General features: G+C 37.4%; 13 protein-coding genes. 5 read left to right on the plus strand and 8 right to left on the minus strand.

Features of this window, described 5'->3' with window-relative positions:
* Window positions 1-36: 36 nt before the first annotated feature.
* From AC3ITD_RS21830 to AC3ITD_RS21850, 5 genes are all read right to left on the minus strand, one after another.
* The gene (locus AC3ITD_RS21830; RefSeq protein ID WP_489362786.1) at window positions 37-501 is read right to left on the minus strand and encodes a DUF4920 domain-containing protein; all 465 of its coding nucleotides are present in this window, start codon (window positions 499-501) and stop codon (window positions 37-39) included.
* A 339-nt stretch (window positions 502-840) separates the two neighbouring features.
* Window positions 841-2,217: a DNA repair protein RadA gene (gene radA, locus AC3ITD_RS21835; RefSeq protein ID WP_489362787.1), complete on the minus strand. Its 1,377-nt coding sequence runs from the start codon at window positions 2,215-2,217 to the stop codon at window positions 841-843.
* Window positions 2,218-2,331: 114 nt separating this feature from the next.
* Complete coding sequence (locus AC3ITD_RS21840) at window positions 2,332-3,882, minus strand: Rne/Rng family ribonuclease (RefSeq protein ID WP_265800794.1); 1,551 nt, start codon at window positions 3,880-3,882, stop codon at window positions 2,332-2,334.
* A gap of 284 nt (window positions 3,883-4,166) precedes the next feature.
* Window positions 4,167-5,045, minus strand: coding sequence for a tetratricopeptide repeat protein (locus tag AC3ITD_RS21845; protein ID WP_489362788.1), 879 nt, complete (start codon window positions 5,043-5,045; stop codon window positions 4,167-4,169).
* Window positions 5,046-5,055: 10 nt separating this feature from the next.
* Window positions 5,056-5,358, minus strand: coding sequence for an HU family DNA-binding protein (locus tag AC3ITD_RS21850; protein ID WP_010601128.1), 303 nt, complete (start codon window positions 5,356-5,358; stop codon window positions 5,056-5,058).
* Window positions 5,359-5,525: 167 nt separating this feature from the next.
* Between AC3ITD_RS21850 and mutY the strand changes: the two genes are divergently transcribed.
* The 4 genes from mutY to AC3ITD_RS21870 all read left to right on the plus strand — a co-directional run bounded on the left by mutY (window position 5,526) and on the right by AC3ITD_RS21870 (window position 8,166).
* The gene (gene mutY, locus AC3ITD_RS21855; protein ID WP_489362789.1) at window positions 5,526-6,569 is read left to right on the plus strand and encodes an A/G-specific adenine glycosylase; all 1,044 of its coding nucleotides are present in this window, start codon (window positions 5,526-5,528) and stop codon (window positions 6,567-6,569) included.
* Window positions 6,570-6,641: 72 nt separating this feature from the next.
* Window positions 6,642-7,079, plus strand: a complete 438-nt coding sequence (locus tag AC3ITD_RS21860; protein WP_489362790.1) for a single-stranded DNA-binding protein — start codon at window positions 6,642-6,644, stop codon at window positions 7,077-7,079.
* Between the two features lie 8 nt (window positions 7,080-7,087).
* Window positions 7,088-7,375: a hypothetical protein gene (locus AC3ITD_RS21865; protein ID WP_489362791.1), complete on the plus strand. Its 288-nt coding sequence runs from the start codon at window positions 7,088-7,090 to the stop codon at window positions 7,373-7,375.
* 83 nt (window positions 7,376-7,458) lie between these two features.
* Window positions 7,459-8,166 carry a hypothetical protein gene (locus AC3ITD_RS21870; protein WP_489362792.1) on the plus strand — a complete coding sequence of 236 codons (708 nt, stop codon included), beginning with the start codon at window positions 7,459-7,461 and terminating at the stop codon, window positions 8,164-8,166.
* A gap of 34 nt (window positions 8,167-8,200) precedes the next feature.
* Here AC3ITD_RS21870 and glmS read toward each other — a convergent pair whose 3' ends face one another.
* The 3 genes from glmS to AC3ITD_RS21885 form a co-directional block, all read right to left on the minus strand.
* Complete coding sequence (glmS, locus tag AC3ITD_RS21875) at window positions 8,201-10,039, minus strand: glutamine--fructose-6-phosphate transaminase (isomerizing) (RefSeq protein ID WP_489362793.1); 1,839 nt, start codon at window positions 10,037-10,039, stop codon at window positions 8,201-8,203.
* 132 nt (window positions 10,040-10,171) lie between these two features.
* The gene (locus AC3ITD_RS21880; RefSeq protein WP_489362794.1) at window positions 10,172-11,572 is read right to left on the minus strand and encodes a DUF4270 domain-containing protein; all 1,401 of its coding nucleotides are present in this window, start codon (window positions 11,570-11,572) and stop codon (window positions 10,172-10,174) included.
* 21 nt (window positions 11,573-11,593) lie between these two features.
* Entirely contained in the window at window positions 11,594-12,418 is an 825-nt protein-coding gene (locus AC3ITD_RS21885; RefSeq protein WP_489362795.1) for a glycogen/starch synthase, read from the minus strand.
* Window positions 12,419-12,567: 149 nt separating this feature from the next.
* On the opposite strand from AC3ITD_RS21885, the gene panC reads away from it, so the two are divergent.
* The gene (panC, locus tag AC3ITD_RS21890; protein WP_489362796.1) at window positions 12,568-13,431 is read left to right on the plus strand and encodes a pantoate--beta-alanine ligase; all 864 of its coding nucleotides are present in this window, start codon (window positions 12,568-12,570) and stop codon (window positions 13,429-13,431) included.
* Window positions 13,432-13,435: the final 4 nt, after the last annotated feature.

Below are 13,435 nucleotides of genomic sequence, written 5' to 3' on the forward strand. Positions count from 1 at the left end.
AGCTTGATTTTAATCTTTGATCCTTAATCTTTATTCTTATTTATCTAAGATCACAACACCTTTAGCCTCAAAAGCCAACTCCCTTTTAGGGTCAGTGATTTTAGCTACTTCTTCTGGTGATTTTTTAGCATCTTCAGCATAGTGACGTAGCGTTTCTACCGAAATGGTTTGCTTTTTAGCTATACCATCCAGAACCACGTTTTTGCCAACAATATCCATTGGCATGAAGAATGCATAATCTTTAAAGGTTACCCGCATCGGATCGCCGTTTGGCATTTGTAAAGTCATCCAACATCCTTTTTTCTTACAAACATCAACAACTTTACCTTCAATCTTCATGTCGATAGTTTTTTTGTCGCCCATGGCAGCTTCCATTTTAGCCGCAGGTTTCACGTCGCCAGGCTTAACTTCTTCGCCAAATTTCTGACCTGTATATGCAGTTTGTGCAAAGCCGATCGCTGCGAATAAGCAGAAGCTAAGACTTAAAATGATCTTTTTCATTATTTTAGTTTTTAAGATTTGTTGCAGTTTCCTATCTGAACCAAAGTTATTTAAAATTTTTCTTAATAGCGAAAGCAAAAAAAAATCCTCGTTAGCTCCCAATAACGAGGAAAATCATCCCCATTGTTATAGATCACATCCCATGATATATAACATATTGCGTTAGGCAAATGTTAATCCATAGTGCCTATGTATAAGTAGGTATTCTTTATTGTATTAATTATCAATTATTAATACATTTTAGGATGTCGGGCCAAAAAACATCAAATGTGGAAATGGTTACACAACTCAACTATCTAAATAAATTTGTAGAAGATATCACCCAACATCCACGCATATCTAACCGAATATCATTCCAAAAACTTCCTCAATTTTGCTTACCGCTTTAATTTCCAGGCTATATTTAGCAATGTCAATACCTTTTAAATTGTATTTGGAAATATAGATCGTTTCAAAGCCCAATTTATCTGCCTCTGCAATTCGTTGTTCTATTCTATTTACCGCCCTTATTTCTCCAGATAAACCTACCTCTGCAGCGAAGCAGTTTTTCGATGATATTGGAATATCCTGTTGTGATGAAATGATCGCGATTAAAACTGCCAAGTCGATTGCGGGATCTTCCACCCTAATTCCGCCAGCGATATTCAAGAATACATCTTGTGTACTTAGCCTAAAACCACAACGTTTTTCAAGTACTGCTAAGAGCATATTCATCCTTTTGGTATCAAAGCCAGTTGCAGATCTTTGCGGAGTTCCGTATGCGGCAGCACTCACCAGTGCTTGGGTCTCTATTAACATTGGTCTGGCACCTTCCAACATAGCAGATACAGCAATTCCACTAAGCTCCTCATCTCGTTGCGATAAAAGAATTTCTGATGGGTTGGAAACCTCTCTCAAACCGCTCCCTTGCATTTCGTAAATTCCAAGTTCGGCTGCGGCTCCAAAACGGTTTTTGATCGAACGTAAGATGCGGTAAATATGGTGTCTGTCGCCCTCAAATTGCAAAACAGTATCTACCATGTGTTCGAGTATTTTTGGGCCAGCAATGGCACCATCTTTTGTAATGTGGCCAATCAAAAATACAGGAACCCCAGTTTCCTTCGCAAAGCGTAAAAGCTCTGCAGTACATTCTCTCACTTGCGATACACTTCCGGGAGTAGAATCGATGTGCGAAGAATGCAAAGTTTGGATGGAGTCTACCACTAAAATTTCTGGCTCCAAAATTTCTATTTGTTTAAAAATATTCTGGGTAGATGTTTCTGTCAGGATATAGCAATCAGCAGAAGGACTTTCTTTAATTCTTTCTGCCCGCATTTTTATTTGTTGCTCACTTTCCTCTCCGGAAATGTAGAGTATTTTTTTGCCTTTAAGGTTCAATGCCAGTTGTAGCATTAATGTTGATTTCCCTATCCCTGGTTCTCCCCCGATGAGCACTAATGAGCCTTCTACCAAACCACCGCCTAAAACGCGGTCAAGCTCCTTATCGCCCGTTAAAATTCTTCTTTCAATAGATGATTCAATTTCATCCACCTTACTGGGTTTACTTAATTTTCTGGCGCTGGTTTCTGTTTTCCAGGTGGGTACTGATGATGCATTTTTTTCAATAACTTCTTCTACAAAAGTATTCCATTGGTTACATGAGGGGCATTTACCCAACCATTTTGCCGATTCGTAGCCGCAGCTCTGACAGAAGAATGCTGTTTTAGTTTTTGCCAAGTGATTTTTGATTTTAGATTTACGAATTTAAGTGTTAAAGCTCGCAAAAGCTAAATCACTTTTAAACAAAAAAGCCTGAACGTTTAAAGTTCAGGCTTTGAGTAAAGGTTTGAGTTATAATTTTATCTCCTCATCTTTTGATGAGATAAAGTGAAATTCGTTTAGATAATACGATGATTGAGCTTTTACTTTGATCCATTGGCCATATTTAAAAAACCAACGTCGCTGTAAATTAAAAATCCCTTTGGTTATATAAGCCTCTATGTAAGGATGAACGCAAAGGGTTACGCCTTTTTCATTCTGTTCACGTAAAATATAATTCAGGTTATTTTCAATATCATCCATTAAAACGATACTGGCTTTAATTTCTCCAGTACCTCCACAGGCTGGACATTTTTCTACCGTAACAATATTCATCTCCGGACGAACACGTTGTCTGGTGATTTGAACCAAACCAAATTTACTTGGAGGTAAAATGGTGTGTTTCGCTCTATCCAATAACATCAGCTCACGCAAATAATCGAATAGCATTTTACGGTTTGTAGGCTTGTGCATATCGATAAAATCGATTACCACAATGCCGCCCATATCACGCAAGCGCAACTGACGAGCAATTTCTTTAGCCGCCTCTTTGTTTACCTGTAAAGCATTTTCCTCTTGGTTTTCTTTACTGGCAGTACGGTTTCCACTGTTCACATCTATGACGTGAAGTGCTTCGGTATGTTCTACAACTAAGTAGGCTCCACCCGGTAGGTTTACTGTTTTTCCGAAAGCATTTTTAATTTGCTTTTCTATCCCAAAGTGATCGAACATGGGTTCTTTTTGCTTATAAAGCTTCACGATTTTTTCCATTTCTGGAGAAATATCATGTACATAAGAACGGATATCGTCGAAAAGCTCAGGTGTGCTCACGTAAACATTCGTAAAATCAGGATTCAGAATATCACGAATCAACGTAGAAGATCTGTCCATTTCGCCCCAAACTCGCTTTGAGGGCTCTGTTGAAGGCAGCTTTTTAATGAAGTTTTCCCATTTAGCAATTAGATCTAAAAGATCTTTTTGCATTTCGGCAACTCCACGGCCTTCAGAGACGGTTCTGATGATTACCCCAAAATTTTGAGGCTTAATACTTTCAATAATCTTTTTTAAGCGATTACGTTCGGTATTACTTTTAATTTTTTTTGATACAGATATGGTATTGGAGAATGGCACCAGTACCACATACCTGCCGGCAATCGAAATGTCGGAACTCAAACGTGGACCTTTTGTAGAAATTGGCTCTTTTGCAATTTGTACAGGAAGGAGCATGTTTTTGGAAAGCACATCAGAAATCTTGCCTGCCTTGTTTATATCGGCTTCTAGCTTTAAATTATCTAATAATGTGCCTGTAACCGAGCCATTACGCTTGATCTTAGTTAGCTTAATTAAAGATTGCACCTGAGGGCCCAAATCGAAATAATGCAAAAAAGCATCTTTTTCATAACCAACATCTACGAAAGCAGCATTTAGTCCGGGCATAATTTTTTTTATGCGGCCTAAATAAATATCGCCTACGGCGTAGTTATTATTGATTTGTTCTTTGTGAAGCTCAACAAGTTGTTTGTCTTCAATCAACGCTATGGTAACTCCGGCAGGAGTCGAATTGATAATTAATTCTTTTACCAACAGCTACAGATTTAAGGCTTTCGCCTATTAACAAATGGATAGTAAACGTAAAAAAAACTTTGATGTAGCCTTTTATCATGAGAAAAAAAAATCACATAAATACTTTAAACCTCACAGTTTACACTATGAGGCTTAAAAGGCTTAATCAAAATAAGAAACTATTTTTTCTTATGTCTGTTTTTTCTTAAACGTTTTTTACGTTTGTGGGTAGCCATTTTATGTCTTTTTCTTTTTTTACCGCTTGGCATAGTTTTAAGTTTTAAATGTTTTTATTAATCCGTTAATTAATTTTTATTCTTTAGTTCAGCCACTTTTTTATCAATGAACGACGATAAAGTTGGGTTAGCTGCTAATTTTTTGCTGTCTAAGTAAGCATCAACTGCTTCTTTGTTTCTGCCTAAATTTTCCAAGGCTGTGCCTAAGTAAAAGTAAGCTTCAGGTGTTGGTGATGTTGCAATAACTGTTTTGAAACGCGGTATCGCTTTATCAAATTGACCTGATTTAATAGAAAAGATTCCTAAGTTCATGTTAGCCTTAACATTTTTAGGCTCTTTAGCAACCACTTCAAGCAGCATTGCAATACCTTGCATTGGTGCGCCCAAACCGTTTACTATCGTAACACCTAAACCTGTTTTTGCCTCTATATTCGTAGAGTCTGTTTCTAATGCTTTTTTGTAAGATGTATTAGCCTTTTGCAATAATGCCGGTTGTGCCAAGCTATCCTGTGTACTCTCAAAAGCCTTTATAAATTGGTTTCCTGCAGCCAACCATGTTTTAGTTGATGGTTCGCCTTGCGCAACAACTTCTAAATAAAGTGCTGATGGTGTGATTTGCTCAACATCATCCCATTTCTGAGCCAGTTTTTTTGCAAAATCAAGTTTCTCTGTTCCCTTAGCGCCTTTATAACTATTTTCTAATGCGGTAATATCAGTAGCTAAATTTTTGTTTAGCACATTCTTTGCAGCTGTAGAAGAAGTTTCGATACTAAGTACGGATGAAGTAGGAGAACTTTCTGCTCCAGCCATCTGGCCGCTTGCAGGCATTTTTCCGTTCTCTTCAGTTGGTTTAACTAAACCTTTAATGTCTCTGGTAAATAAAAAAGCAACAAGCAATAAAACTGCTCCGATAATGATGATTTGTTTTGATCTTATGCTGCTATTCATAAATTAAGACTTAGGCTTCTACGCTAATTTTTTTAGAGTTGCTTTTCACTTTATCAACAAAAACTTTTGCTGGTTTAAAGCTAGGTACAAAATGTTCTGGGATAATTATTGCAGTGTTTTTAGAGATGTTTCTAGCAGTTTTTTGCGCTCTCTTTTTAACAACAAAGCTTCCGAAGCCTCTTACATAAACATTTTCACCGCCAATCATACTCGTTTTGATAACTTTGAAAAATGCCTCAACTGTTTCCTGTACATCAACCTTCTCAATTCCGGTTTTTGTTGATATTTCTGAAATAATATCTGCCTTAGTCATATTTACTTATTTATATATATTGTGTTTTATATTACTACTGTTTTGGGGTTGCAAAAGTATTGCTTTTTAATGAGATAGGGAAATAAAAGATGATTTTTTTATCAGTTAAGTTATCACTCGATTGCAAGTTTTTTTTTAAACCGATAATTAGACCGTAATTTGCAGTAATGACATTCCAAAATGAACTGATAAATTGGTATCAATCAAACAAAAGAGATTTGCCTTGGCGGCATACAAAAGATGCCTATACTATCTGGTTATCAGAGATTATACTACAGCAAACCCGTGTTGAACAAGGCTTACCGTATTTCAATAAATTCTTAGAAAACTTTCCAACTGTACAAGACTTTGCAGCTGCTACAGAAACAAAAGTTTTGAAGCTCTGGCAGGGATTAGGTTACTACTCCAGAGGGAGAAATATGCATGCAACTGCGCAAATTGTAGTCAATAATTTCAATGGAATCTTCCCAAGCCTGCATGATGAACTACTAAAGTTAAAGGGGATTGGTGAGTACACGGCTGCAGCAATTTCTTCATTTTCATCAGGAGAAGCTAGAGCTGTTGTTGATGGAAATGTGTTCAGGGTACTTGCCCGATATTTCGGAATCAATACAGCGATTAATTCTCCGGCAGGAAAGAAGACGTTCTTTGCTTTGGCGAATGAATTGTTGTATCAGGGAGATCCTGCTTTGTACAACCAGGCGATTATGGAATTTGGGGCAATACAATGCAAGCCGAAATCTCCCAACTGTAACGTTTGCCCATTAAATCAAAGTTGCTATGCGCTGAAAAATAACCTGGTTAATGCCTTACCTGTTAAGATTAAAAAGGCAGCGCAAAAACATCGTTTTTTAGACTATTTTGTTTGCCAATCAGATGAGAAGGTTTTGATTAGGGAACGTCAGGCTGGTGATATCTGGCAGCATTTGTATGATTTTCCCAGCATTGACGTGGAGGAGCAGATCCCTTGGACAGACATTTCTTTTGAAGAAAAACTAAAATCTACATTTGGATCAGGAGCTGAGGTATCATTTATCGCTACGAAAAAACATATATTATCACACCAAATTATCCATTTACGTTTTTTTGCATTAAAAAATTATATATTTAACTTTAGTAAACAAAAGGAACTCTATTGGGTTTCCTTAAGTGAACTGGATGATCTGCCACAACCGAAAGTAATTCATGATTTTATAAAAGAATATCTTTAGGAGAAATAAAATGGAGTAACTGACCATTGGGGGGATTTCATTATTTATAAAAAAAAACTAACCAAAATATTTATGTCTGGCATCAACAAAGTTATTTTAGTAGGCCACTTAGGCAAAGACCCGGAAGTACGTCATTTAGATGGCGGCGTAACTGTAGCCAGTTTTCCTTTAGCTACATCAGAAACCTATAACAAGGATGGAAAAAGAGTTGAACAAACCGAATGGCATAATATTGTATTGTGGCGTGGCCTTGCAGAGGTAGCATCAAAATATCTTCAAAAAGGAAAATTGGTCTATATTGAAGGCAAACTCAGAACACGTTCTTTTGAAGACAAAGAGAAGGTAAAGAAATATGTTACCGAAATTGTTGCGGAAAATTTCACGATGTTAGGTAGAAAAAGTGACTTTGAGCAAAGTCCTACTACCGCGGTGCCGCAAAGTACAGAGTCGAAGATTCAGGATGAGTTTACCCTTGGCCCATCAGATGAAAATGGAGATTTACCTTTCTAAAGGTCTTTATGGGTAATAAAAACAAATTGGTACATCCACTTTTTGTATTATCAATTTCACTTTTAATTATCAACGATTTTTATCTTAAGTATATTTTTCACAATACCTTTACGGGGAAGCTATCAGATTTTGTTGGTCTGTTTGCTTTCCCATTTTTTTGGAGTGTTGTTTTTCCAGATAGGGCAAAACAAGTACATATTGGCACAGCAGTGCTTTTTTGTTTTTGGAAAGCGGAATGTGCACAGCCTGTAATTGATTTTATAAATTACTTGGTTTTAAAACTTTTAGAACCGTAGATTACACAGACTATATTGCGTTAACAAGTGTACTTTTTTCTTACCTGTGTCTTAATCGGCCAGATCGATTTGAAGCTAAGGCCGTGCTATCGAAGTCATTGCTGTTCGCTTCTCTTTTTGGTTTTGTTGCAACAACTCAAAGGAGAGACGCGCCCAGCTATGAGGATGGTTTTAAATCAATTGATATCTATAATCAGGGAGATACAAAACTTATTGCCATTGTTGATTTTAGATATTCCAATGCAAGCATTATTCAGGATAGTAGCTTAAACAATGAGTTTAATCGTATTGATACCGTAATGCTACTCCCAGGTAGAAGCGAAAGATTTATTACGCCAATTATTCAAGTAGATAGTTTACAGTTTCCGGCAGGTTTTAAAATTACACTTACAGATAGTTTAGGGAAACAAATTAAAGCTTATGATAAAGAACTTTTTTTGAAGGAAGCCACGATAGGTTATAACGAAGAAAAAAGCACTGAGTTTTCCTCATCCTGGAGCCTTACAATTGGGAAGAAACCTTCTGAAAATTTGAAGCCCTTCAAAATATATGGCAGGTGGAAAACAGTATCATCTTCCAAAAATCAGCATACATTTGAAATTAGGGAAAAATATTATTATGATTTAGATCCAGATAGTGAACTAGCGAAATATGAAATTCGGGATAGTACGGTTATCATTACCTACCCTAAATTAAACCGGGAAGCGCGGATTTTACAGATCGACAATAGAGCCTTGACGATTAAATGGGATAATAAGAAGGTCTTGAAATATGAGAAACTTTATGATTAGACCTGCTCAATTTTCAAGAGCAGGTCTAATGATTTTATTCTACAGTAACTGATTTTGCCAGATTTCTTGGTTGATCTACATTACAACCTCTCATTACCGCAATATGATAGGATAATAGTTGTAAAGGTATAGTGGCCAATAATGGTAAGAAAGCTTCATTCGCATCAGGAATTTCGATGCAATAATCTGCCATTTTTTTCACTTCAGTATCACCTTCGGTTACGATTGCAATTACTTTTCCTTTCCTGGCTTTAACCTCCTGAATATTGCTGATTACCTTCTCGTATGATGAATTTTGTGTTGCAATAAACACTACCGGCATCTCCTCATCGATTAAAGCGATTGGGCCGTGCTTCATTTCGGCCGCAGGATAGCCTTCTGCGTGAATGTAAGAAATTTCTTTAAGCTTTAACGCACCTTCTAATGCAACTGGGAAACCACTTCCTCTACCTAAAAATAAACAATTTGTAGAGTCTTTTATTTTTTCCGCCACTTGTTTGATGATATCGTTAGACTCAAGGGCCTTTTGGATTTTCTCTGGAATATTATCAAGCTCGGTAAGCAGCTCGATCATTTTTGACGTGGTAATCGTGCCTCTTTGCTGCGCCATGTAAAAAGCCATCAATGTAAGTACAGTGACCTGGGCCGTAAAAGCTTTAGTTGATGCTACACCAATCTCTGGTCCGGCGTGAGTATACACACCAGCATGTGATAGTCTTGGAATTGAGGCACCGGCCACGTTACAGATGCCGAATATAGTGGCTCCACGTTCTTTGGCCATTTCAATGGCAGCCATGGTATCTGCTGTTTCGCCAGATTGCGAAATGGCAATTACTACATCTTTCTCTGTGATGATTGGATTACGGTACCTAAATTCTGAAGCATATTCAACTTCAACAGGGATCCGTGCGTATTCTTCAATCAAATATTCCCCAACCAAACCAGCATGCCAAGAGGTACCACAGGCCACGATGATTATTCGGTCTATATTTTTTAATTTCTCCGCAAATTCTTTTATCCCGCCCAATTGAACTTTTCCTTCCTCCGGATAAATGCGGCCGCGCATACAATCTTTTATAGATCTAGGTTGCTCGTAAATTTCTTTTAGCATGAAATGGTCAAAGCCGCCTTTCTCAAGCATTTCTAGCTTAAGCTCTAACTCTTGAATAAGAGGTGTTTGAACAACATTATCCAATTGCTTAACTAAAAGATCATTTTTAGTGATCAATGCAATTTCATTGTCCTTTAGGTAGATCACATTTTTTGTATATTCTATGATTGGAGTAGCATCAGAGGCAATAAAATATTCACCCTTGCCAACGCCAATTACCATCGGGCTTCCTTTTCTGGCTGCGATTAAGCGGTCTGGGTTCTCTTTATCCATGATAACAATAGCGTAAGCTCCGCTAACCTGGTGTAGCGATAAACGAACAGCTTCCAATAGATCGATTTGTTCTATTTTTTGAATCTCCTCGATCAAATGAATCAAAACCTCTGTATCGGTATCACTTTTGAACTCATGCCCACGGCCTGTTAGTTCTTCCTTAAGCGTGGCGTAGTTTTCAATGATTCCGTTATGGATGATTGAAAGTTTGCCATTATTCGAAGTATGCGGATGAGAATTTCGATCGGATGGGACACCATGGGTTGCCCATCTGGTATGCCCCATGCCTATTGAGCCAGTACGATCTTGATCTCCAGCGAATTCTTCTAATATAGCAACCTTGCCAGCTTTTTTATAAATATGTTGTCCGCTTTGGTTCATAAGTGCGATACCCGCACTATCATAACCTCGGTATTCCAGTCTTTTTAAGCCTTTAAGCACTATTGGCCAAGCTTCTCTATAGCCTATGTAGCCTACAATTCCACACATAATTTGAGTATAATAAATTGCACGAATATACTAAACAAACGTTTGTTTAGTATTGTAAACAAAAATTTACATCGCAAAAAAAAGCGCTGCAACCATTTATCATCGTTGCAACGCTTTCAGAATGTTGAATTCTTAATTTATTTTGGTATAATAAATATTGAGTTTGATTTTGTTAGTGGCGTTTCCTGCAGATCCTATTACCGATCTGCCTGCCGATGTAACATCAGGCAAAACATAGGCATTTGTTGGTGATGCAGGTGTTATCAATGATGTTGGAGCCAAGAACGTACCATAATCGGTTAATTTTTTATCGATAAGATCTTGTACGTACGATGTTACAATAAATACATATCTATTCTTTAATGAATCAAAATATCCATCGAAATAAGGCCCAGTAATAGATGACCGGGGATCATTAGGATTATTATCTGGTAAAAATGTTGGCTGCTCGGCAATATCCCAACGATATAGTGAAAGCCGCTGTGCAGGTGCAAATGGATTGGCGAAAGTACCAGCGCTTAAATCAATAACCAGCTCTGCTTTATTTACCAGGGCCTTGCCATAAGTGTTGGTAAAGTTAGCGAGTGTCGGGAAAGAAATCTTCGTTTTTAAGCCCGCTAAACCTTGTAGGTAGGTAACGTTATACTGCGTATTTGCATTTGCTGGAAGCAATTGTGTAGCTACCTCAGTTCCGGTATAATCATGTTTAATGTTAGCTGCAGCATTGGTTGCCGCTAATGGGAAATTTACGGATACTGTATCTTTACCATTTGAGGTATTTGTTTTTTTATAAACCAATTGCAGATACGAACTTGTACTTGCAAAGTTTAAAAATGCTACGCCGCCAGAACCTGTAGTGTTTTGTTTGTTTACCTCAGCATATAATCCTTTGAAATAGTCAACAAACTTAGCTTCGGTAGAGGTTGCAGCAGGAGCTAAGTTCAGGATTGCAGCTTGTATAAAATCTTTATCCAGTTTAATCCTGATTTGTGCGGGTACAGTTTTCAACGTATCTGCCTTTCCGCGAACAATATCAAATACTTTGATCTTTGTTTTCGGGAAAATTTTACTGTTAAAATTGCCTAGTAATTGAACATTATGCGCCTGCACATCCGAACTCTTGTACTTGGTGATTTTATTCGTCAGCTGATAAACATCAATACTGTATTTAGTTGTTGCTGTGTCTCCATAAAACTGGCCTCCAAGGTTTAGCACCAATATGGCAGAATCTAAAACCGGGGCTGTTCCAAAGTTTTTGTTAAGTGAATCGGGAACAACAGTCATTGCAACACTAGACTCCGTTTTACCCAAAATAGGATCAACCATGTATCCTAAGGGATAGCCCGTTAAGCCTGATGTGTTCACATCGCCCTCTTTAATAGTCTGCGATTTGATCGGCTCATTATTGACCAATGTTCCGGTAATAGCAGTGCTAGGATCCACATCTAAACCCACACCATCAGGGTTTTTACACGATGCAAAAAGAAAAAGACCTATCAACAGGGTTAATAAGTCTTGTTTTGTAAATTTCATATTTAAATAATAATACCTTAATTAAGCAAGAGAAACCAATTCGTCATTTGAAATTTCTTCATAAAAATTATAAAAGTTTTCAAAATTCTCGGTTAAGTTAAAAGCTAATGTTGGTTTAGTAGAATCTTTAACAAATTTTAACACAGCTGCATCTAAGTTTTCATCTGCTAATACTACTGCATCAGAGTGAGTTACCGCTCCAATGTGCATGCTATTGCAATCAGAAGGTAAGAAAGCTTTTGTATCCTCTTCAGTCATGTTAGCCATTACTGCTTTCTTGGCGAAATTAGCGTTCAATTTTTCTTCAAATGAATCCTCATAAACCGAGTAAACAACTTTAGAATTTTTAAACGTTGGATCGTTTTTGTAAGTAGTTTTAATGTAAGCAGGAACTAAAGAACTCATCCAGCCGTGGCAGTGAACGATATCCGGAGCCCAACCTAATTTTTTAACGGTTTCTAAAGCGCCTTTGCAAAAGAAAATGGTACGTTCATCATTGTCGTCAAAGAATTTTCCACTCGCATCTCTAAATACTTGTTTGCGTTGGAAATACTCTTCGTTGTCTAAAAAATAAACCTGCATGCGTGCAGCTGGGATGGATGCTACTTTAATAATTAAGGGGTTATCGTTGTCATCAATAATGATGTTCATTCCCGATAAGCGGATTACTTCGTGTAGACGATTTCTTCTTTCGTTAATGTTACCGAACTTTGGCATCAAGATGCGGATTTCGAATCCTTTTTCTTGCATCGCCTGTGGTAATTGACGTGTGATTTCAGAAATTTTAGTAAGCTCGAGGAAAGGCGACATCTCGTGTGTAACAATCAGCAGCTTCGTTTTTGCCATCTCCATATTCTAAGAAAATATTAAGTTAAATAAAAGATAATGAGCTGCAAAGGTAAGCATAATAATACTATTTATCAATATAGGCAAGCATTTGTTTGCTTTCGTTTAGATTATTTTACACCTTTACTGCTTTAACTTAGATTGTCCAATTGGAAATATTTAAAACCAAATCAGCGCTTAAGGCTTTCTTAAATCCTTTAAAAGCATCGCGTAAAAAAATAGCACTTGTACCTACAATGGGTGCTTTGCATCATGGCCATATTTCTTTAATTGATTTGGCCAAAGAAAATGCCGATATTATTATCTGTAGCATTTTTATAAACCCTACCCAATTTACTGATCCCAAGGATTTAGAGAAATATCCTCGCCCCATAGAACATGATTTAGCCATGTTGAACAAGGCGGGTTGCCATGGTGTTTTTATGCCCAAGGTAGAAGAAATGTATCCGCAAGGTGCTGATGAAAATTGGCATATTGATTTAGGAAATGCAGAGTTTTTGTTAGAAGGTGCTTTTAGAAAAGGTCACTATCAAGGCGTAACTCAAATCGTGAAAAAACTTTTTGATGCCGTTGAACCCGATGTAGCCATGTTCGGCCAAAAAGATTTTCAACAAGTGCTCATGATCAAAAATATGGTGGCTCATTTTGGCTTGCCCATTGCCCTCATCACTTGCCCGATTATTAGGGAAGAGGACGGGCTTGCCATGAGTAGCCGCAATATCCATTTAACTGCTATCGATCGTGAGAACTCGTTAGTCTTGAGTAAGTCACTTCAATTTGTGATCGATAATTTTGAAAAGCTTTCGTTAACGGAACTCAAAAACAGGGCCAAATTATTTTATCAAAACCTTAATGGTGTGGAATTAGATTATTTCACCATTGCGAATGGCGATACGTTAGAACCGGCAAAATCGAAAGATGAAGAAAGCTTGGTAGCTTTAGTTGCTGCCAGGGTTGGCGACACCCGACTGATAGATAATGTTTTATTGCATATTGATTCTGATTTTAATTGAAATT

The sequence above is a fragment of the Pedobacter sp. KH_004 genome (genome assembly GCF_057840755.1).